This is a genomic window from Litorihabitans aurantiacus (assembly GCF_030161595.1).
Lineage (GTDB): Bacteria > Actinomycetota > Actinomycetes > Actinomycetales > Beutenbergiaceae > Litorihabitans > Litorihabitans aurantiacus.
The window spans coordinates 1,870,931-1,892,036 of record NZ_BSUM01000001.1 but is presented as its reverse complement, the minus strand read 5'-3'; the positions used below and the strand labels follow the sequence as shown (position 1 = coordinate 1,892,036).

Here is a 21,106-nt window from a genome sequence, read left to right as displayed (position 1 = left end):
CCTCGTTTTACCTTCGGACCGTTTCGTCAAACGCGGCGAAATGAGGTCGCGCTCGCGTTCCTCGAACGCGATCTTGAGCCGTTCGTGACGTGGTTCATCCCACCCGCCGCGTGTCGTACCGGTCGGTTACCGTGAACGAGTCGAACCGGAATCGCCACCGGCAGGGGGCCGCGGCGGGTTCGACGTGGCGACGCCCCGTGCGGTGCGGGTGTCGCCCGAGGGGGCGAACGCATGACGAACGAACTGACGCGCGCGCACGCGGGCGCGCTGCGGGGCAAGCACGCCGCGGCACGGCCGTCCGGGACCGCGTGGCGGGCCGCTCCGCCGCGGACACGGAGCGGGCCGACGGGCACACCTCCGCCGGTCGCCGAGCCCACCGCGACGTCCGCGGTCGTGGCGGACAGCCGTTCGCGCCGCCCGGGCGCGGACCGACGGAGCGCCGTGGCCCGCACCTCGCGCCGGCCCGCCTGGTTGCGCGGTGCCCGGGGATGGATGCTGGTGCTCCCCGTCGACGCCGCCGCGATGCTCGTGCCGATGCTCTGGCTCCCCGAGCCGGTCTGGGTGGCGGTCACCTTCACGGCCGTCTGCCTCCTCCTGCTCACGGACGGTGGTCGCTACCGCGCGCGTCTGCACGCCTCGTTCCTCGACGACGCGCCGTGGCTGGTCCGCAACGTCCTGACGGCGGCCGCGATCGTGGCGCTGCCGATCGCGCTGACCCAGGGCGGCGAGGACCTGCTCCGTTTCTTCCGCACCGTGCTCGTGGCCGGGGGCCTCCTCCTCCTGGGGCGGCTCGCGACCATGACGACGATCAACATCGGCCGGCGGCGCGGGTGGGTCCAGCACCGCACGGTCCTCGTGGGCGCGGGTGAGATCGCCGGCGTGCTGGCCCGTCTCATCGCCTCCGACCGCAGCTCCGGGCTCGTCGTGTCCGGCTTCGTCGACGCGCCGGGCACCTGGCTGCCCGGCGTCCCGCGGCTCGGCGACGTCGCCGACCTGGAGCGGGCGGTCCAGGCGACCGGGGCCGACGTCCTCCTGCTCGCCGACGGCGACCTCGACGAGTCCGAGGTGGTCCGGGTGCTCGACGACCCTCGCATCGCCGAGGTCGACAAGCTGATCGTCCCGCGGATGAATCTGCTGCGCACCAGGACCGGACTGTCGGACCGCATCGGCCCGATCCCGGTCGCGCGCATCACGGCGCCGCGGCTGTCGGGTTTCGGCGCGGCCACCAAGCGCGTGGCCGACGTCGTCGCCGCGGCGCTCGCGCTCGTGCTCGTCTCGCCACTGCTGGCCGTGTGCGCCGTGATCATCCGTGCCGACGGCGGACCCGTGATCTACCGCCAGACGCGCGTGGGCCGCGACGGTGCCACGTTCGAGTGCCTCAAGCTGCGCTCGATGTCGCACGTCACCGCGACCCCCGAGGGACCGGCGTGGGGCACCCGGATGAACGCGTCACGCATCACGCGGATCGGCAGATTCATCCGCGCGACGTCGATCGACGAGCTCCCGCAGCTGTGGAACGTCGTGCGCGGGGACATGTCGCTGGTGGGACCGCGACCGGAGCGCCCCTCGTTCGTCGACGTCTTCAGCGCCGAGCACATCGCCTACTCCCGCCGGCACCGCGTCCGACCCGGGCTCACGGGTCTGTCGCAGATCAGCGGGTTGCGGGGGGACACGTCGATCGGTGACCGTGCGCGCACGGACAACTACTACATCGAGAACTGGTCGCAGTACTCCGACCTCGCGATCGCCGTGCGCACCGTGCGCGAGGTCGTCCTGGCCCGGGGGCGGTGAGCGGCGCGATGCGGATCCTCCACGTCAGCCAGCCCGTCACCGCCGGCGTCGCCGGTGTGGTCGCCGACCTCGTCCGCGCGCAGGTGGCGCGCGGTCACGTCGTCGACGTCGCGTGCCCGGCGCCGTCGCCCCTCGCGGAGGCCGCCGCCGGCGCGGGGGCCCGCGTCCGCGCCTGGACCGCCGGGCGCGAACCCGGACCCGGCGTGGCGAGGGAGTGGCTGGCCCTGCGTCGGATCGTCGCGGACTCGCGACCCGACGTCGTGGTCCTGCACTCCGCGAAGGCGGGACTGGTCGGGCGCCTGCGACGGCTCGGACCGCCCGTCGTGCACGTGCCCCACGCCTGGTCCTTCGAGGCGGTCTGCGGCCTCACCGCTCGAGCTGCACGCACCTGGGAGACTCTGGCCGGCCGCCGGACCGACCGTCTGGTCTGCGTGAGTCTCGACGAGCTGGACCGGGGTCGGCGCGCCGGGGTGGGGACGCGTGCCGACGTCGTCGGCAACGGGGTGGACCTGACGGCCTTCGCGCCGGCCCCGCGCGAGGGGTCCGAGGACCCGGCCGTCGTCTGCGTGGGGAGGCTGACGCGCCAGAAGGGTCAGGACCTCCTGCTGCGGGCCTGGCCACGCGTGCTCGACGCCGTCCCCCACGCCTCGCTCGTCCTCGTCGGCGACGGTCCGGACGCCGCGGCGCTGGCGGACTCGGTGGAACGCATCGCGCGCTCGCGGCACGACGGCGACGCCCGCGTCTCGCTGCTCGGCGCGCAGGACGTGACGGCTGCGACCTACACGGACGCCGACGTCGTCGTCCTGCCCTCGCGGTGGGAGGGGATGTCGCTCGTGGTCGCGGAGGCGATGGCCTGCGCCCGGCCGGTCGTCGCGTTCGACGTCGACGGCGTGGCCGAGCTCCTCGGCGACGGCGGTGTCGTCGTCCCGTCGGACGACGTCGCGGCGCTCGCCGAGGCGCTGACGCCGCTCCTGCGGGACCGGGTCGCTGCCGCAGCGCTCGGGCGGGCGGGTCGGGCCCGGGTCGAGCGGGTGGCCGACGTCCGCACCACCCTCGAGCGCTGGGACGAGGTGCTGCGCGCGGTCGTCGAGGAGCGTGCCGGGCACGTCCGGCGCACGGACGAGGCGCGCCTCGCGTCCGTGCCGGTCGCCTCGGTGCTCGCGCAGCTCCTGGGCGGTGCCTACCGCGACGCCGACGTGGCGTGCGTGGACGGTCGCCGCTCCCTGGACCGGGCGCGCGCCGTCGTGCTGTCCACCCTCGGGGTGCCGGTGCACTGGCTCGGGCACGGCCGCCTCCCGATGGCCCCCGGAGCGCCCGTGGCCGGACCCGAGGCGCAGGAGGCGCAGATCGCCGAGATGGTCGCGCGCGCGGGGACCACCACCGACCCGGTGGCGGTGGCCGGCCCGCCGGTCAGCGTGGTGGTCACCACGCTGGACGAGGGTGAGGCGGCCGCCGTCCTGGTCCGGGCGGTCCTGGCGCAGCTGCGTGCCGACGACGAGCTCGTCCTGGTGGACGGCGGCTCGCGCGACGGCAGCATCGAGGCGCTCCCGAGCGACCCCCGGCTGCGCGTGGTCGTGCAGGACGGCGCTGGTATCTCGGAGGGCCGGAACGTCGGGATCGACCTCGCCGCCCACGAGGTGATCGTGTGCACGGACGCCGGCTGCGCCCCGGACCCCGGGTTCGTGGAGGCGTTCCGCCGCGCGTTCGCCGTCGCCGACCCGCCGGCGCTCGCCTCGGGCCTCTACCGCGCGACGGCGCGGAACCCGATCGAGCGTGCGCAGGCGCTGGCCTGCTACCCGCAGCCCGACCAGGTGCGCCGGCCGAGTCTCGCCGTCCGCCTCTACACGCGCGTGTTCGGCACCGGGTACGACCCGCGGTTCGCCATCGGGCGCTGCGTGGCCTTCACCCGATCGGCGTGGCGCGAGGTCGGCGGCTTCCCGGAGCACCTGCCGACGGGGGAGGACGTCTCGTTCGGTCTCGCGGTCGCCGCGCGAGGCCGGGTCGTGGCGTGCCGCGACGCCGCGGTGGACTGGGGCCAGCGCGACGGCGTCGCCGCCACCTGGCGGATGTACCGCGCCTACGGGCGCGCCTCCACGGACGGCGGCGACCTGCGGCTCCTCGCGCGCGACGGGCTGCGCGCCTCCGCCTACGCCGTCGCGCCGCTGCTGCTCGCCTCGCGGGGCGGCCGGCCGCTCGCGCTGCTCGGTGCGGCGGCCTACCTCAGCCTGCCCGTGGCGCGCGCGCTGCGCTCGCGGGAGCGTCCGGCGGTGCTGGCGGCCATCCCGCTCGCGCTCGCGGTGAAGGACGTCGGCAAGCTGGTCGGTGCGCTCCAGGGTGCGGCGCGGGCCCGACGTCGCCGCACCGTCCGTGATCGCAGGGCCGGCACGTGAGCGCGCGGAGGGTCCTGCTGGTCGTGCCCGAGCTCGGTCGCGGCGGTGCGGAGCGGCACGCCGTGCTGACGGCGACCGCCGTCGACCGCGACCGCCTCGCCCCGCACGTCCTCGCGCTGCGCGACGGGCCGCTGCGCGCCGACCTCGAGGCCGCGGGCGTCCCGGTCACGGTGCTGGGCACGCCGTCGGGACGTGCCGGGATCGCGGCGCTGCCGCGCACCCGCGACGCGGTGCGGGCCGAGCTGGACCGCCTCGACCCGGCGCTCGTGACCGGGTACCACGTCGCCGTCGACCTCCCGCTCCGGACGGCGCTGCGCGCCCGCCCGACGGCGCACCTGACCTGGAAGCACACCTACGGCCACGTCGGCCACCGGGGTCTGCGCGAACGCGCTCTCGAGCGCGCGACCGGCGCGGTGGTGACGCGCTACGGCGCGGTCTGCCACACCCAGGTGCGCTACCTCACCGACGAGCTCGGGATCGCGCCGCACCGCATCGACGTCGTCCCGAACGCCGTGGCCGTCCCCGCGGCGCCGCCGGCCCCGCCCCCGCCCGGACCGCCCGTCCTCCTCGTCCCGGCCGCGATGCGGGCGGACAAGGGGCACGACGTCGTGCTGCGCGCCTTCCGCCGTCTGCTGCGCCACCACCCCGATGCGCGGCTGCTGCTCGCGGGTGACGGTCCGTGCCGGTCCGCGATCGAGGACCGCGTCCGGGCGTCGGGGACGGCCGGCAGCGTCGAGCTCCTCGGCCTGCGCCACGACGTCCCCGCCCTGCTGCGCGAGGCGACGTGCTGCGTCCTCGGCTCGTGGGCCGTGGAGTGCTTCCCGTACGCGCTGCTCGAGGCGATGGCCGCCGGCCGGGCGGTCGTGGCCACCAGCGTGGGCGGGATCCCGGAGATGGTCGACGACGGCGTCACGGGCGCCCTCGTCCCGCCGCACGACGACGTGGCGCTCGCCGCCGCGATGCGCCGCGCGTGCGACCCCGCGACGGCGGCGCGCTGGGGCGCCGCCGGGCACGTCCGGGCCGCCACGCGGTTCGACCTGCCGCGCTGGGGTGCCGCGGTCACCGAGCTGTTCACCCGCACGAGCGAGAGGTTCGTGCGCGGTCGTACCGAGGAGGGGGAGACGTGATGGATCAGCATGTCGCGAGTCGGGTGAGGTGGCCGTCCTGGCGCCGGGTCGCGGCGGTGCTCGCGGGCGGACTCGTGCTCGGGGCGGTCGCGGGGCTGGTGCTCGACCAGGTCCGCGGTCCGCGCCACGAGGTCACCTCGACCGTGATGGTGCAGGCCACACCGGCCTCCACGCTCGGTCTCCTGATGAACGGGGCGGGCGAGCCGGTGACCGCGGGTGACCTGGTCGACGTCGCGCTCCTGACCACCTCCACGCCGCTGCTGGAGGCCGCCGCCGCCGAGGTGTCGCGGTCGGGGACGGCGGTTGACGCCGACGACCTGGCCGGCTGGGTCACGGCCGAACCCGTGCTGTCCTCCCACCTGCTGACCCTCACCGTCGAGGCACCCGACGCCGCGCTCGCGACCGCCGTCGCCGACGCCCTCACCGCGCAGCTGCTCGCGCAGCAGCAGGCCGAGGTGGACGCCGTGCTCGCGTCGGTCCCGCTGCCCGCCGCAGAGACGCCCGGCATCGACCCCGCCGGGGAGCAGCTCCGGCTGCGCGCCGAGCTCGTCGCCGGAGCGCTCGCACCGCTGCGCGCCGTCTCGACCACGGCACCCGAGCAGACCGCACCGGGCGTCCTGATGCCCGCGGCGCTCGGCGTCGTCGGGTTCGCCGCCGGCGCCCTGGTGGTGATCGGGCTGTCGCTGCGGCCGGTGCGACCCCGCACCGGGCTCGAGGGTGCGTCGCCCGGGGACGCGGGGGCCGAGTCGGAGAGGTCGACCGTACCGGCGACGCCGTCCGAGCCGGAGACGCCGACCGCACCGATGGCGCCGTCCGACCCGGAGGCGGCGGACACGGAGGCTGCGGACACGGAGGCGGCGGCGATCGCGCGGACCGAGGCGGCCCGGCCGGCACCGGCGTCGTGAGCGCCACGCTGACGACACCCCTGAGCCACCGCCCCGAGCGCCCGCGCTCGGCGCCGGTCACCCACCGGGTTCGAAGCCACCGGAGCGGCAGCCACCGGTGGTGGCTGCTCGCGGGCGCGCTCCTCCTCCCGGCGGGCGTCGGGGTGCTCGCGTGGCGGCCCCACCTGCTGCCGTTCGTCGTCGCGGCCCCGGTCGCGGCGGCCGTGCTCGTCGGCGCCGTCACTGTCGTCATGCGCCGCCCCGGCCTCGGGGTCGTCGGCGCCGTGCTCGTCTTCGCCCTGTCCGGAGAGCTCCAGCTGCGGCTCGGATCCGCGGTCGGCCCGGCGAAGGACGCCGTCCTGGCGGTCCTCGTCGTGGCGACCGCGTGGGGACTCGTGCGGCGCGGGGTGCCGCGCGGGCTCCACCTGCTCGCGGTGCCGGCCGCGGCGTTCGGCGTGCTCGCGCTGCTCTACCTCGCCGACCCCGCCGGGGGCCACGGCGTCTCGTGGCTCTTCGGCACGCGGCTCCTGCTGTCGGCGCTCCTGCTCGGCGCGGTCGGGGTCCTGCTCGCGGCGCGGGGTCCCGACGTCACCCGGCCGCTGGTGACGACGCTCGCGGTCCTCGTCCCGTTCGAGGCTGCACTGGCGTGGTGGCAGCGCTCGCTGGGCTGGGAGGAGCTCGTCTACGGCTGGGGCTACCAGCTCGGGGCGCAGGTGCGGTTCGGCACCGCCGGGGGACTGCGGACGTCAGGCACGTTCCAGGACCCGTTCCAGCTCGCGGGACTCGCCGTCCTCGCGTTCGTGGTCGGGCTCTTCCTGGCCCGCGGCAGGGTCCGGGTGCTGATCTGCGCCTCCGCCGTCGCGGCGCTGCTCGCCGCCGACGTCCGCACGGCCGTCCTCCAGACCGGGCTGGTGCTCGTGATCTGGGCCGTCAGCCGCGGCTGGTGGCGCCAGGCCGCGCTCGTCGCCGCGGCGGGCGCCGCCGCGGCCGCGCTGGTGCTCGTGACGATCACGAGCAGCGTCGTCCCCGGTGGACCCGAGCGGCCCCTCCTGCTCACGCTGAACGGCCGGTTCATCGCGTGGTCGAACGCGGTCAGCTCGGTGGACTCCGTGCTCGTGGGGAACGGCGTGGGCGACCGCGGGACGGGCTCGACGCGCCTGACCGCCGCCGCCGCCGATGCCCCCGGCACGACGACGCCGCCGCACCCGACGCGCTCTACGCCGGGAACGACGCGTTCCTCGACTCCGCCTACGCCCAGGTCCTCTCCGACGTCGGTGTGGTCGGCGTGGTCGCGCTCGTCGTGGCGATCGCGGCCCTCGCCGTCGTGCTCGTGCGGCGCGCGCACGGAGCCGGGCCGGGGGCGGCCTCCGCCTGGGCGGCTCTCGCCGTCCTGGCCGCAGCGGCGGCGGACTGGATCGGGCGCGCCTCGCTCGCGAGCTTCAGCACCGGGTACCTGACGCTCCTCGTGCTCGGTGCGCTGGTGGGCTCGGCGCTGCGCGAGCGGAGCGAGGCGTGAGCGCGGCGCGGGGCGGCGCCCGGCTGGCCCGGATCGGCCTGCTGCTCGCGCTCGTCTCCCGGATCTTCGGCAAGCTCGTCGGCATCCTGCTCGTCGTCGTGCTCGCCCGGACGGCGGACAGCGACACGATCGCGATCTACGGGTACCTGCTCGGGACGGCCACGCTCGTGCTCACGCTGACCGACCTGGGGGTCGGTGCGGTGGCCGCGCGCGAGGTGGCCGCCGGGCGTGCGCCGGCCGGCGGGGCGCTGCGCGGCGCGCTGCCGCTGCAGGGGCTGACGGTGATGCTCGCGGCGGGCCTCCTGGTCCTGCTGACCGTCGGTTTCGGGCCGGGCGGGGTCCCGCCCCTCGCCGTCGTCCTCGCGGCCGCGTTCGTCGCGGCCGGCGGCGTGACGGCGCTGTGGAGCGAGGTGCTGCGGGCCCAGGGCCGCGTCGTGCTCGAGGGCGTCCTGCAGATGGTTGCCGCGCTCGCCCTCGTGGCGGCGGGGACCGCGGTCGTGCTCACCGGGGGAGACGTGATCTGGCTGATGGCGGTCGTGCTCGCGAAGGAGGTGGTGCTCGCGGCCGTCATGCTCGCGCTCGTCCGGCCGACGCGTGAGACCGGCGTGCCCTGGCGGGTCCTGGTGGGTCAGGGGCTGTGGGTCGCCGTCGCGAGCACAGCGATCGTCGTGCTCTGGCGCCAGGGCACGATCGTGGCGGGCGCCGGGTCGACGGCGGCGCTCGCCGTGTACGTCGTCGCCTCCCGCTACCTCGACGCGGGGGTGACCGTCGCCCACACGGTCGGTTTCGGCCTGCTCCCCGGCATGTCGGCGCTCGCCACCGAACCGGCGGCGCTGCGCCGCAGCGCCCGCCGCTACCTGGCGCTCGCGGCCTGCCTCGGCCTCGCCGTCGCCGTGGTCGGGTCGCTGCTCGCGCCGTGGCTCGTGAGCGTGCCCTTCGGCCCGCAGTGGGAGGCGGCGGTGCCGTCCGTGCGCTGGATCGCGGCCGCGGCCGCGCCGATCCTCGTCAGCTTCGTGCTCTTCCCCGTGCTGCTGGCCCGCGGCCAGGTGCGCACGCTCGCGATCTCCGGACTCGCCGCGCTCGCCGTCGGCGTCCCGGTCGCCGTCGCGCTGTTCCTGCCGACGTCCGACCCCGCCGGCAGCGTCATCGGGACGGCGGTCGGGGCGCTCGTGCTCGCCGGCGCCCTGCTGTGGGGCGCGCGGGACCTCGTGCTGCCGCGGTCAGCGCGCGACGTCGACGAGCACGTCGAGCAGCGCGCCGGCGGTGAGGCGGACATCCAGGTCGCGGCGCACGCGCTCGCGGGCGGCGTGCCCGAGACGCTCGAGGCGGGCGGGGTCGGCGAGGAGGTCGCCGACCGCGCGCGCGACGGCGGCGACGCTGCGCTCGGGCAGGACGATGCCGGCGGGAGGGCCGACGGATCGCCCCGCCCCGTGAGCCGTTGACGGGTCGGCGACCATCTCCGGCATCCCGCCGACGTCGGAGACCACCGGCACCACCCCGTGGGCCATCGCCTCCATCACGGCGTTCGGCCACTGGTCGATCGCGCTCGGCAGGGCGAGCACGGCGGCGCCGGCCAGCACGCGGTCGACCACGCCGTCGCCGGGGCGGACGTCGCGCAGCACCGTGACCTCGCGCAGAGGGCGTCCGGCAGGGGCCACCTCGTCCGTCGTCACGAGGACGAGATGGCACCGGTCGACGAGGTGGCGCTGGTGCGCCTCGAGCACGAGGCGACCGCCCTTGCGCCCCATGGTCCGGCCCACGAACACCAGCACGGGCAGGTCGGTGAGCGGCAGGACGCGCTGCCCCGTCGGTCCCATCGGTCCCATCGGCCCCATCGGCCCCGTCGGCGCGGTCGCGCTCTCGGGCGTCGCGGCGAGCGGCACACCCATCGGTTGCACCACGAGGCGGTCGCTCTCGACCCCGTAGTCCGCGCGCAGGGACGCCGCGGCCCACGCGCTGTTCGCGACCACGCGCGCCGCCCCCGAGTACAGCGCGCGCTCGAGCGGCCGGGTCGCGGCCGTCGAGAGCGGGGAGAAGCGCGTCGGCTCGCGCACGGGGTGCAGCAGGTTGCTCTGCGCGTTCGTCGAGTCGAGGGTGACGACGTAGGGGACGCCGCGCAGCGCGCGGCGCGCCAGCAGTCCGGTGTTGTGCGTGTACAGGTGCACGACGTCGTAGCCGCGCCGCAGCCACCCCGGCAGCGCCCGCGCCACCCACGCCGACTGGGCCAGCTGGTAGCGCGCCGCGCGCAGGTCGGCGTCGAGCGCCGCCAGGCCCGGGAGGGGCAGGCCGGCGATGCGGCGCAGGAGGTCGGGCGGCGGGACGTCCCGGACGTCGACGGCGACGTCCGTGCGTTCCGCCGCGACGGCGCGCAGGTGGTGGTGGACCGTCGCGTGCCCGCCGATGTTCTCGTTGACGAGCAGCGCCCGGACCGGCCGCGTCACGCCCGGTACCAGCCCGCGGCGTCGGCCCGGGCCCACATTCCCTCGCGGATCGGGTTCAGGTAGTGCTGGGGCGCACCGGCGACGGCGTCGCCGTGCACGTCGGCCAGCGCCTGGTGCAGCTCGGCCGCCGATCCGAAGGCCGAGGGGAGCAGCGGCGGGTGCAGCACGATCCGCCACCCCGAACCTCGCGGCACCACGGTGCCGGGCAGGACCGGGGAGCCGGTCATGACCGCCATCCGGGCGGTGGAGTCGACCATCTCGACCGTGCGGCCCAGGTAGCGCGTCGCACGGCGCCCCGGGACGTCGAAGGCGGTCAGGAGCGCGCCACCCGCCTGGAGCGCCCGCACCTGCGAGGCGGCGGACCCGCCGACGTGCGCCACCCCCATCCGCGCGGCCACGAACAGCGCCCGCTTGCGCTCGACCTGCAGCCCGCGGTACCCGGGCGGGGGATCCTCGGTGATCCAGGGCCCGAGCAGCGCGACCAGTGGCACGTGCCGCCGCAGCACGAGCCACGCGAGCTCCGGACCGTAGTGCGCGTAGGAGACGAGGAGACCACCGCCCGCACGGCGGGCCGCGGCGAGGTGGTCGAGGCCGTCGACGGGGATCCGCGCCAGGTCGCGCGGCCGGTGGTAGAGCTCCCAGGCCCGCGCCTGGGAGGCGACGGACGCCGTCGCCAACCGCGTCAGCTCCGCCTCGTCCGTCCCCGGTGCGGCGACGGCGCGCATCGCCTCGCGCGCGGCGGCGAGACGACCGGGCCGGGCGCGGGTGAGGCCGCGGTAGAGGAGGTCGGTCGCTCGCAGGGCGAGGGGTGTCGGGACGAGCGCGTGCAGCCGCTCCGAGCCGCGCCAGGAGTCCAGGAGCCCGACGCCCGGGACCTCCCGGGGCTCCAGCAGGTCCGGATCGCTGCCGGGCAGCGTCGTCGGATCGTTCGCGCGTGTGCGGCCCCCCGGCCGTGGTCCCCCGTCCACCTGGGCATACTGTCACACGGGGCGAGAGCACGGGGGAGCAGCGAGATGTGGCAGGACGAGCGGTACGGGCGAGCACGAGGTCGGGCACGTCGCGGGGTGCGGACGGGGGTCGCGGCGGCGGTCGTCGCGGCGGCGGTGCTCGGGGCGTGCACCGGACCCGACGAGGAACCGCCGGCGCCGATCACGGGCGAGACGTCGCCACCGTTCACGGGTGACCTCTACCTCTCGATCGGCGACTCCTGGGCCACGGGGTTCCGCGACGCCGGTGGCGAGTCGGGCCCGACGCGCGACGCGTTCCCGCAGCAGGTCACGGACGTCCTCGCGGCGCGGGGCGAGGAGGTCACCCTGGTGAACCTGGCCTGCACCGGGACGCTCGCCGCCCAGGCCCTGTCGCAGCCGGGGTGCGACGCGGAGAACCGCGCGATCGACGGCCACCCCTACACGGGCACGCAGGTCGAGGCGGCGCTCGACGTCGTCGCGCAGCACCCCGGGCAGGTGCGCCTCGTGACCGTCGTGCTCGGGGGCAACGACCTCGCCCCGTGCCTGCCCGACGCCGCGGACGTCGTCCCGCCGGACTCGCGCGACTGCCTCGACCGCGTCGTCCCGGAGGTCGCCGACGACCTCGCGCAGATCGCGACCGGGTTGCGCGAGGCGCTGGGCCCGGACGTCCCCGTCGTCGGTATCGGCTACCCCGATCTGTGGCTCGCCCTCGGCCCCACGCAGCCCGACGTCGCGGCGGAGACGCTGGAGGTGTTCCGCGACCAGATCGACCCCGCGCTGCGGGCCGCCTTCGAGGACGCCGGGGGCAGCTACGTCGACCTCACCGCGACCTTCGACGGGTATGCGGACCCCGCGATCACCGTCCCGGTGGCCGGCGAGGGTGCGGTGCCCGCCCCCGTGGCCGGGATCTGCATCGCGACCTACTACTGCAGCGACCGGGACACGCACCCGCGGCCGGAGGGGCACCGAGCGATCGCGCGGGATGTCGTCGCGCGCTCGTGACGCTGGCGCGCCGGCGGCACGAGGGGCACAGTGGACCCGTGGCGCCGCCCCGCACCACACGCCTCTCACCCGTGCGAAGGAGCCTGCCGTGAAGAAGCTGATCAACGACCCCGCCGACGTCACCACCGAGGCGGTCGAGGGTTTCGTCCTCGCCCACTCCGAGCTCGTGGTCCAGCTCGACCAGCTCGTGGTCGCGCGCGTCGGCGGGGCCGTGACGGGCAAGGTCGGCGTCGTCTCCGGTGGCGGCAGCGGCCACGAGCCCCTGCACGCCGGGTTCGTCGGCACCGGGATGCTCGACGCCGCGGTCCCGGGTGCCATGTTCACCTCGCCCCCGCCCGACCCGATCCTCGTGGCGACCCGCGCCGCGGACGGCGGCGCGGGCGTGCTCCACGTCGTGAAGAACTACACCGGCGACGTGCTCAACTTCGAGACCGCCGCGGAGCTCGCGGACGCCGAGGACATCGAGGTCGCGACCGTCGTCGTCAACGACGACGTCGCCGTCGAGGACTCCTCTACACCGCCGGCCGGCGGGGTGTCGCCGGCACCGTGCTGGTGGAGAAGATCGCGGGCGCCGCGGCCGAGCGCGGGGACGACCTGGCGGCCGTCGCGGCGCTCGCAGGACGGGTGAACGCGCAGGTCCGTTCGATGGGCGTGGCCCTCTCGGCCTGCACCGTCCCGCACGCCGGCCGCCCCAGCTTCGACCTGGCCGACGACGAGATCGAGATCGGCATCGGGATCCACGGCGAACCCGGCAGGCGCCGGATCCCGCTCGCGAGCGCCGACGAGATCACCGACATGCTGCTGGACCCCGTCGTGGCCGACCTCGGTCTCGAGCGGGGCGAGCAGGTGCTGCTCCTGGTCAACGGGATGGGTGGCACCCCCGCCTCGGAGCTCGCGATCGTCTACCGCCGCGCGCGGGCGCGGCTGGAGGAGCGCGGCGTCGTCGTGCACCGCTCGCTCGTGGGCAGCTACGTGACGTCGCTGGAGATGCAGGGCGCCTCGGTCACCGTGCTGCGCCTCGACCCCGAGCTGACCGAGCTCTACGACGCGCCCGTGCGCACCGCGGCACTACGGTGGGGGCTGTGAGCACCCCCGAGACTCCCGGCGACGGCGGGGACGCCCCGGTGCTCGACGTCGCGTGGGCGCTGCGGTTCGTGGCGCTCGCGGCGCAGGAGGTCGCGCAGCAGCGCGTCGAGCTCTCCGAGCTGGACCGGGCGATCGGCGACGGCGACCACGGCGAGAACCTCGCCCGCGGCTTCGGTGCCGTCACCGCCGCGCTGGAGAAGGCCGACCCCGCCACCGTGGGCGCCGTGCTCAAGCTCGTCGCGACGACGCTGATGTCGACGGTCGGCGGCGCCGCGGGTCCGCTCTACGGGACGGCGTTCCTCCGCGCGGCGAAGGTGAGCGACGCGCCGACGATCGACGCGCAGGGCGTCGTGAGCCTGATCGACGCCGCGCTCGAGGGTGTCGTGTCGCGCGGCCGCGCGAAGGTCGGGGACAAGACGATGGTCGACGCCTGGCACCCGGCGCTCGAGGCGGCCTCCCGGGCGGCGGACGACGGCGACCCGCCCGCCGCCGTCCTGGCACGGGCGGCCGAGGCGGCCGAGGCCGGCGCCGCGGCCACCGACGACCTCGTCGCGCTGAAGGGCCGCGCCAGCTACCTGGGCGAGCGCAGCCGCGGTCATCGCGACCCCGGCGCCGCCTCGAGCGCCCTGCTCCTGCGTGCCGCCGCCCGGGCGGTGACCCCGTGACCGGGCGCGACGCGCGCCGCACGCACGTCGACGAGCGGGCCACGGGCCTGGTGCTCGTCTCCCACTCCGCGCTGCTGGCCGGGGGCGTCGTCGAGCTCGCGGCCCAGATGGCGCCCGACGTCGTGCTGCGACCCGCGGGCGGGACGGACGACGCACGCCTGGGCACCAGCTTCGACGTCGTCGAGCGCGCCATCGCGGCCGAGCTCGACGCGGGCTGCTCCGGCGTCGTGCTCCTGGCCGACATCGGGTCGGCGCGCATGACGGCCGAGGCCGTCATCGAGGCGCTCGAGGACCCGCGGGTGGTCCTGGCCGGGGGCGCCTTCGTCGAGGGTGCGGTCGCGGCGGCCGTCGCGGCGCAGACCGGGGGCGACGTCGCCCAGGTGGTCGACGCCGTCGCGCACGCCTCGCGCCAGGTGGCGCTCGAGCTGCCGCGCGAGCCCGCGGCGCCCGACGCGCCCATCCGCGTGCCCGACGGCGGGGAGCCGCCGCGGGTGCACCTCGACCTCGGCCTCGACGGACCGGGCGCGCCGGACGCGCCGGGGCACCGTGAGGTCGCCCGGCGCACCGCGACGGTGCGCAACCACGACGGCCTCCACGCACGGCCCGCCGCGGCGCTCGTGCGGCTCGTCGGGACCTACGACGCGACGGTCCTGGTCGACGGCGCGAGCGCCGCCAGCCTGCTGGCCGTCATGGGGCTCGGGCTGCGCCGCGGCCAGGAGGTGTCCCTCGAGGCCAGCGGCGCCGACCGCGAGGACGCCGTGGTCGCCGTGGCGGACGCCTTCGAGGCCGCCTTCGGCGAGCGCTGAGCCCGTCCCGTCCGACCGAGACCGCACGACACGCACGAGAGCACGGAGTGAGCACGATCAGCCAGTCAGCCGTCCCCGAGTCCGCACCCGACCCGAGCACGGGGCAGGGGTCACCCGAGGTACCCGCCGCGCCGAAGCCCCCGCGCTCGGCCCGTCGCCTCTTCTGCTCGACCCTGCTCGGCCTGGAGGCGTTCGTCGTCTTCTTCGCCGCGCTGACGGCCTACGGGCTGCGCGCTGTGGACACCGGCGTCATCCTCGGCGTCGGGATCGGTGGTGCGCTCGCCTGCATCCTGGCCGCGGGGCTGCTGCGCAGCTTCGTCGGCTACCTGCTGGGCACCTTCATCCAGGGCTGCCTGGTGGCGGTGGCGTTCCTCGTGCCGCCGATGCGGGACCACATGCTCGCCGTCGGGCTCGTCTTCGCGGTGCTGTGGGTCATCTGCTGGCGCGTCGGGGCGCGGATCGACGTCGAGCGCGAGGAGCGCTACGCCGCGGAGCTCGCGCACGCCCGCGCGAACGGCACCGACGGCACCGACGGCACCGACGGCTCAGGAGCGGACGGTAGGGTCGAGCCGTGACCATCCAGCGCTCCCTCGTCCTCGTCAAGCCCGACGGCGTCCAGCGCCGCCTCACCGGTGAGATCCTGCGCCGCATCGAGGCGAAGGGCTACCGCATCGCGGCCCTCGCCCAGCGCACGGCGGACGACGACCTCCTCGCGCAGCACTACGCCGAGCACGTCGGCAAGCCTTTCTACGCCCCCCTGGTGGCGTTCATGGGCTCGGGCGAGCTCGTGGCCGTGATCGTCGAGGGCCACCGCGTCATCGAGGGTGTCCGTGCGCTCATCGGAGCCACCGACCCGACGACGGCGGCGCCCGGCTCGATCCGCGGCGACCTCGCGGCGGACACGGGCGAGAAGGTGCAGCGCAACCTCGTGCACGCGTCGGACTCGGCCGAGTCCGCCGAGCGCGAGATCGCGCTCTGGTTCCCGACCGCCTGAGGTCCACCGCCTGACCGACGTCCGAGCGCCGTCCGCGGCGGCCACCCTCTAGGCTCGGGGCCGTGTACCTGCGGACGCTGACGCTGCGAGGGTTCAAGTCCTTCGCGTCGGCGACGACCCTGCGTCTCGAGCCGGGCATCACCTGCGTCGTCGGTCCCAACGGGTCCGGCAAGTCCAACGTCGTGGACGCGCTCTCGTGGGTGATGGGGGAGCAGGGCGCGAAGTCCCTGCGCGGCGGGTCGATGGCCGACGTCATCTTCGCCGGCACCACCTCCCGCCCCCGCTGGGACGCGCCGAGGTCACCCTCACGATCGACAACACCGACGGCGCGCTCCCCATCGACTACGCCGAGGTCACGATCTCGCGCACGATGTTCTCCTCGGGCGGCTCCGAGTACGCCATCAACGGCACGCCGTGCCGCCTGCTCGACGTGCAGGACCTGCTGTCGGACTCCGGTCTCGGCCGACAGATGCACGTCATCGTCGGACAGGGGCAGCTCGACGCCGTGCTCCGGGCGACCCCCGAGGAGCGACGGGGCTTCGTCGAGGAGGCCGCGGGCATCCTCAAGCACCGCAAGCGCAAGGAGAAGGCGCTCCGCAAGCTCGAGTCCACCGCCGCGAACCTCGCGCGGCTCACCGACCTCGTCTCCGAGATCCGGCGCCAGCTCGGCCCCCTCGCCCGGCAGGCCGACGTCGCGCGCCGCGCCGCCGTCGTCCAGGCGGACCTGCGCGACTCGCGCGCCCGGCTCCTGGCGGACGAGCTCGCGCAGGCCCACGCGGCCCACGCGGCGGACGCGGCCGACGTCGAGGCCCTCGCCGCGGCGCGGGACGAGGTCGAGCGGATGCTCGAGGCGGCGCGGGCCGAGAGCGTCGCGCTCGAGCGGGCGGCGGCGGCCTCCGCCCCGGCCCTCGCCGAGGCGACCGAGGTCTGGTACCGCCTGTCGGGGCTCCGCGAGCGGCTGCGCGGCACGGCGACGCTCGCGGACGAGCGGTGCCGGCTGCTCGGTGACGCCGGTGGTGCCGCCCGCACCGGTTCGGGTGGACCCGACCCGGACGACCTGGACGCCCAGGCGGCCCGTGCCCGCGAGGCGGAGGCTGCGATCACCGTCGAGGTGGAGGCTGCGACGGCGGCCCTCGCCGCCGCGGTCGACGGACGCACGGATGCCGAGCGGGACGCGGCCGCCGCCGAGCGCGAGCTCGCGGGCGTGCACCGCGGTGTCGCCGACCGGCGCGAGGGCCTCGCGCGGCTCGCCGGGCAGGTCGGGGCGGTCCGCAGCCGCACCGAGGCGCAGGCGGCCGAGCTCGAGCGGCTGCGCGGGGTCGCCCAGGACGCGGAGCGCCGCGCCGTGGACTCCGAGGCCGAGTTCGCGCAGCTCGAGCTCCAGGCCGCCGGTGTCGAGGAGGGCGAGGAGGGGCTCGACGCGGCGCACGAGGAGGCGGCGGCGGCACTCGCCCGGGCCGAGGCGGCCCTGACCGAGGCGCAGGAGGAGGCGCGCGCCGCGCGCGCCGAGCGCGAGCGCTGGGGCGCACGCCGCGAGGCGCTGGAGCTCTCGCTGGAGCGCACCGACGGGACGGGTGCGCTGCTGGCGGCCGACCGCACCGACGTCCGTGGACCGCTCGCCGACGCCCTGGGGGTCGAGGCGGGGTGGGAGCGCGCCATCGCGGCCGCGTTGGGCGACGCGGTCGACGGCGCCGTCGTCACCTCGGTCGAGGCCGCGGTCGACGTGCTGCGCTGGACCCGCGAGGCCGGGCACGGGTTCGTCCGCCTCGTGGCGGCCGACGACCCCGACGACCCCGACGACCCCGTCGACCCCGACGACGATGCGCCCGCGTCGCCTTCGCCGTCTCCGCGACCCGACCCGCCGGCGGGCGGAGTCTGGGCCCTCGACGTCGTCGCGCCCGCGGGGGTGGGGCGCGCCGTCGCGTCGCTGCTCGCCGGCGTCGTCCTGGTCGAGGACCTCGTGGCGGCCCGCGAGGCGGTGGCGACGGCGCGTGGTGTCGTCGGTCCCACCGCGGCCGTCACCCGTGACGGCGACGTCGTGACCCCCACGGGAGCCAGCGGCGGCGGCGGTTCCAGCAGCAACGTCATCGCGCTCACGGCCGCGCGGGAGGAGGCCGCCGGGATGGCCGAGGCGGCCCGCGGCCGCGGTGACCGCGCGGAGTTCGCGCTCGCCGCGGCGCGGGAGGAGCTGGAGCGCACCCGCGCCGCGGCCGACGCCACCCTCGCCGACCTCCACGCGTCGGACGCGCGCTTCACCGCCGTCGCCGAACGCCTCGGGCGCCTGGGTGCGGCGATCCGCGGGGCGCGCGCCGAGGCCGAGCGCGCGGCGCAGGCCATCGGCGTCGCCGAGGCCTCGCGCGCGGAGCGCGAGGGCGAGCTCGCGGAGCTCGCGGCCCGGCTCGAGGCCGCGCAGGCCGCACCGGCCGATGTCGCCGTCGACCTCGACCGCGCGAACGCCCACCGCGACGCCGCGGCCGAGGTGGCCCGCGCTGCCCGCGCGGCGGAGACCGACGCCCGGCTCGCCGCACGCACGGTCGAGGAGCGCGCCCGCGCCCTGGCCGGCCGCGCGGCCTCCCTCGAGCGTGCGGCGCGCACCGAGCGCGCCGCCCGGGTGCGCGCGGCCGAGCTGGAGCGTCGACGCGCGGCCCGCGCCGAGGTGGCCCGCGACGTGCGGCGCGTGGCGGGTGAGGCCCTGACCCTGCTCGAGCACTCGCTGGCGCGGGCGTCCGACGAGCGCGACCTCGCCCAGGAGGTGCGCGCCCAGCAGGACACCGACCTCGCGGCCGTCAAGGTGCGCCTCGAGGCGCACGCGCGGCGCTCCGCCGAGCTGTCCGACGCGGCGCACCGCGACGAGCTCGCGCGCGCCGAGCAGCGGCTGCGCATCGAGGCGCTGGAGGCCCGCGCGGTGGCCGACCTGGGTCTCGAGGCCGAGGTGCTGCTGGCCGAGTTCGGCCCCGACGTCCCGGTGCCGGTCCTGGGCGTCGAGGTCGCCGACGGCGAGGAGGCGCCGGTCGTCGCCTTCGACCGCGCCGAGCAGACGAAGCGGCTGCGCGCCGCCGAGCGGGCGCTCGCGCTGCTGGGGAAGGTCAACCCGCTCGCGCTCGAGGAGCACGCCGCGCTGGAGGAGCGCCACTCCTTCCTCGTGCAGCAGGTGGCCGACGTGCGCCGCTCGCGCGCCGACCTGCTGGAGATCGTGCGCGAGATCGACGTCCGCGTCGAGCAGGTCTTCCGGGAGGCGTGGGAGGACGTGCGGCGCGAGTTCGACGGCGTCTTCGCGCGGCTGTTCCCCGGGGGTGAGGGGCGGCTGCTCCTGACCGATCCCGACGACATGCTGACCACCGGCATCGAGGTGGAGGCGCGACCACCGGGCAAGAAGGTCAAGCGGCTCTCGCTGCTCTCGGGCGGTGAGCGGTCGCTGACCGCCGTCGCGCTCCTCGTGGCCATCTTCAAGGCTCGACCGAGCCCGTTCTACGTGATGGACGAGGTCGAGGCCGCGCTCGACGACGTCAACCTCGGCCGGCTCCTGGAGATCTTCCGCGAGCTCCGCGCGAGCTCCCAGCTCATCGTGATCACGCACCAGAAACGGACGATGGAGATCGCCGACGCGCTCTACGGCGTCACGATGCAGGGCGACGGCGTCTCCGCCGTCATCAGCCAGCGCATCGAGCGCGAGGACGAGGACGGTGTCGGTGACGACGCCGCCGGGGCCGGACGCGTCGTCGCGCCCCTGTGAGTCAACTCACGAGACCTTCACGAGGTGGTCCCGTGTCCCGACCCCGCACGGGCGTGGCGCGGCCGGGATACTGGGGGCATGCCTGCCACCTCCGCCTTCTGGGCCGTCTGCCTCGCGGTGCTGCTCGCCGCGGGCCTGCTCGTCGCGATGATCCTCGCGCGCCGACCCGAGGCGGGGTATCGCACGTGGCTGCGCGAGACGATGCGCCCCCTCGAGGGTGGTGACGCGAGCGCCGCCCGCCCCGGCCGCGACCGTCTCAGCGGTGGCGCGGTCACCGAGATGCGCGATGCCGCCGAGGGCGAGGTGGTGGGGCTGAGCGACCTCCTGCGCGAGGGGGAGCCCGACCACGGCTACCTCACCGTCCCGCAGCGGTACGAGGACAGGTTCGAGGAGCTGACCGTCGCGATCGGCGCTCGCCAGCGGGCGCTGGCCGATCGCCGGGGCGCCTACGGACGGGGTGACGCGTGAGCACCCAGGTCTGGACGATCGTCGCGATCGTCCTCGGCGTCCTGCTGGTCGCGGGCGTCGTCACGGCGCTGGTCCTGCGCGCCCGACGGCGGCACGCCGGCCCCGGCACCACGCCCGGCGCACCCGGCGCACCCGGTTCGGGCGGGCAGCGCGAGCACGACGGTGACGGTCCCGCTCCGACGGCGACCGCGCCGTCGGCCACGGCACCGGCCGCGGTCCCGCCCGCGCTGCAGACGCCCGAGAGCGTCCCCTCGCGCCTCGTGCGCCTGCGCTCGCGGCTGGCGCGCTCCGGCGTGCTCGGTCAGGCCCTGCTCGGCGTCCTCGGCCGCGACCACCTCGACGAGGCCGCCTGGGAGGAGCTCGAGGAGACGCTCCTGCAGGCCGACCTCGGCATCGACCCCACGACGGCGCTGCTCGCGAACCTGCGCACGCGCCTGCGCGTGGACGGCACCCGCGACCCGGCGGCCGTGCGCGCCCTCCTGCGCGAGCTCCTGCTCGAGCAGGTGGACCCGGGCATGGACCGCTCGCTCGCCACGTCGCCCGTCCTCGGTGCCGACGGCGAGCCCCGGCCGGCCACCGTCCTGGTCGTGGGCGTCAACGGCACCGGCAAGACCACGACCGTCGGCAAGCTCGCCCGGCTCCTGGTGGCGCAGGACCGCGACGTCGTGCTGGGCGCTGCCGACACGTTCCGGGCCGCGGCCGCCGACCAGCTCGCGACGTGGGGCGCCCGCGTCGGGGTCGACGTCGTGCGCTCGGACAGGGACGGCGCCGATCCCGCGAGCGTCGCGCACGACGCCGTGACCGCGGGCGCGCAGGCCGGCGCCGACGTCGTCATCATCGACACGGCCGGCCGGCTCCAGAACAAGGCCGGACTCATGGACGAGCTCGGCAAGATCGTGCGGGTGGCCTCGCGCACCGCCCCGATCGCGGAGTCGCTGCTGGTGCTCGACGCCACGACCGGCCAGAACGGCCTGCGTCAGGCCCGGGTGTTCGCCGAGGTCGCGCACCTCACGGGCATCGTGCTGACCAAGCTGGACGGCAGCGCCAAGGGCGGCATCGTCGTCGCCGTGCAGCGCGAGCTCGGCATCCCCGTGAAGCTCGTGGGACTGGGCGAGGGGGCCGACGACCTCGCGCCCTTCGTGCCCGAGGAGTTCGTCGACGCCCTGCTCGGCTGACGTCCACGATGCGGTACGAGGCGCCCGGGCAACGAGATGTTCACGTCGGCCGCGCTTTCG

14 protein-coding genes and 3 pseudogenes are annotated in these 21,106 nt (G+C 76.5%); 15 read left to right on the top strand and 2 right to left on the bottom strand.

What is annotated here, in order from left to right; translation table 11 throughout:
* Positions 1 to 231: 231 nt before the first annotated feature.
* From QQK22_RS08870 to QQK22_RS08845, 6 genes and pseudogenes are all read left to right on the top strand, one after another.
* Entirely contained in the window at positions 232 to 1,791 is a 1,560-nt protein-coding gene (locus QQK22_RS08870) for an exopolysaccharide biosynthesis polyprenyl glycosylphosphotransferase (RefSeq protein ID WP_284250595.1), read from the top strand.
* 8 nt (positions 1,792 to 1,799) lie between these two features.
* Complete coding sequence (locus tag QQK22_RS08865; protein ID WP_284250594.1) at positions 1,800 to 4,181, top strand: glycosyltransferase; 2,382 nt, start codon at positions 1,800 to 1,802, stop codon at positions 4,179 to 4,181.
* A complete protein-coding gene (locus QQK22_RS08860; protein ID WP_284250593.1) occupies positions 4,178 to 5,308 on the top strand; it encodes a glycosyltransferase in 1,131 nt (376 codons plus the stop codon). The genes QQK22_RS08865 and QQK22_RS08860 overlap by 4 nt, the downstream gene beginning before the upstream one ends.
* Positions 5,309 to 5,331: 23 nt before the next feature.
* Positions 5,332 to 6,213, top strand: coding sequence for a YveK family protein (locus QQK22_RS08855; RefSeq protein WP_284250592.1), 882 nt, complete (start codon positions 5,332 to 5,334; stop codon positions 6,211 to 6,213).
* Positions 6,210 to 7,649 carry a hypothetical protein gene (locus QQK22_RS08850; protein ID WP_284250591.1) on the top strand — a complete coding sequence of 480 codons (1,440 nt, stop codon included), beginning with the start codon at positions 6,210 to 6,212 and terminating at the stop codon, positions 7,647 to 7,649. The genes QQK22_RS08855 and QQK22_RS08850 overlap by 4 nt, the downstream gene beginning before the upstream one ends.
* Positions 7,650 to 7,704: 55 nt before the next feature.
* Positions 7,705 to 8,661, top strand: a pseudogene (locus tag QQK22_RS08845) (oligosaccharide flippase family protein); the annotation flags it as partial.
* A 267-nt stretch (positions 8,662 to 8,928) separates the two neighbouring features.
* Here QQK22_RS08845 and QQK22_RS08840 read toward each other — a convergent pair.
* Entirely contained in the window at positions 8,929 to 10,149 is a 1,221-nt protein-coding gene (locus QQK22_RS08840) for a glycosyltransferase family 4 protein (protein WP_284250590.1), read from the bottom strand.
* Positions 10,146 to 11,117 (bottom strand): lysophospholipid acyltransferase family protein, encoded by a 972-nt coding sequence (locus QQK22_RS08835; RefSeq protein ID WP_284250589.1) that lies wholly within the window; start codon positions 11,115 to 11,117, stop codon positions 10,146 to 10,148. The genes QQK22_RS08840 and QQK22_RS08835 overlap by 4 nt, the downstream gene beginning before the upstream one ends.
* Positions 11,118 to 11,213: 96 nt before the next feature.
* On the opposite strand from QQK22_RS08835, the gene QQK22_RS08830 reads away from it, so the two are divergent.
* The 9 genes and pseudogenes from QQK22_RS08830 to ftsY all read left to right on the top strand — a co-directional run bounded on the left by QQK22_RS08830 (position 11,214) and on the right by ftsY (position 21,046).
* The gene (locus tag QQK22_RS08830) at positions 11,214 to 12,119 is read left to right on the top strand and encodes an SGNH/GDSL hydrolase family protein (RefSeq protein WP_284250588.1); all 906 of its coding nucleotides are present in this window, start codon (positions 11,214 to 11,216) and stop codon (positions 12,117 to 12,119) included.
* An 88-nt stretch (positions 12,120 to 12,207) separates the two neighbouring features.
* A pseudogene (gene dhaK, locus QQK22_RS08825) lies at positions 12,208 to 13,205 on the top strand (dihydroxyacetone kinase subunit DhaK).
* Complete coding sequence (gene dhaL / locus QQK22_RS08820; protein ID WP_284250587.1) at positions 13,202 to 13,870, top strand: dihydroxyacetone kinase subunit DhaL; 669 nt, start codon at positions 13,202 to 13,204, stop codon at positions 13,868 to 13,870. Before dhaK ends, dhaL begins: the two are co-directional and overlap by 4 nt.
* Positions 13,867 to 14,676 (top strand): dihydroxyacetone kinase phosphoryl donor subunit DhaM, encoded by an 810-nt coding sequence (dhaM, locus tag QQK22_RS08815; protein ID WP_284250586.1) that lies wholly within the window; start codon positions 13,867 to 13,869, stop codon positions 14,674 to 14,676. The genes dhaL and dhaM overlap by 4 nt, the downstream gene beginning before the upstream one ends.
* 47 nt (positions 14,677 to 14,723) lie before the next feature.
* Positions 14,724 to 15,251, top strand: a complete 528-nt coding sequence (locus QQK22_RS08810; protein ID WP_284250585.1) for a DUF4233 domain-containing protein — start codon at positions 14,724 to 14,726, stop codon at positions 15,249 to 15,251.
* Positions 15,248 to 15,670, top strand: a complete 423-nt coding sequence (gene ndk / locus QQK22_RS08805) for a nucleoside-diphosphate kinase (protein WP_284250584.1) — start codon at positions 15,248 to 15,250, stop codon at positions 15,668 to 15,670. The genes QQK22_RS08810 and ndk overlap by 4 nt, the downstream gene beginning before the upstream one ends.
* 62 nt (positions 15,671 to 15,732) lie before the next feature.
* Positions 15,733 to 19,403: pseudogene (gene smc / locus QQK22_RS08800) on the top strand (chromosome segregation protein SMC).
* Positions 19,404 to 19,481: 78 nt separating this feature from the next.
* Positions 19,482 to 19,871: a hypothetical protein gene (locus QQK22_RS08795; RefSeq protein ID WP_284250583.1), complete on the top strand. Its 390-nt coding sequence runs from the start codon at positions 19,482 to 19,484 to the stop codon at positions 19,869 to 19,871.
* Positions 19,868 to 21,046, top strand: a complete 1,179-nt coding sequence (gene ftsY / locus QQK22_RS08790; protein ID WP_284250582.1) for a signal recognition particle-docking protein FtsY — start codon at positions 19,868 to 19,870, stop codon at positions 21,044 to 21,046. Before QQK22_RS08795 ends, ftsY begins: the two co-directional genes overlap by 4 nt.
* The last annotated feature ends 60 nt before the right edge of the window (positions 21,047 to 21,106 follow it).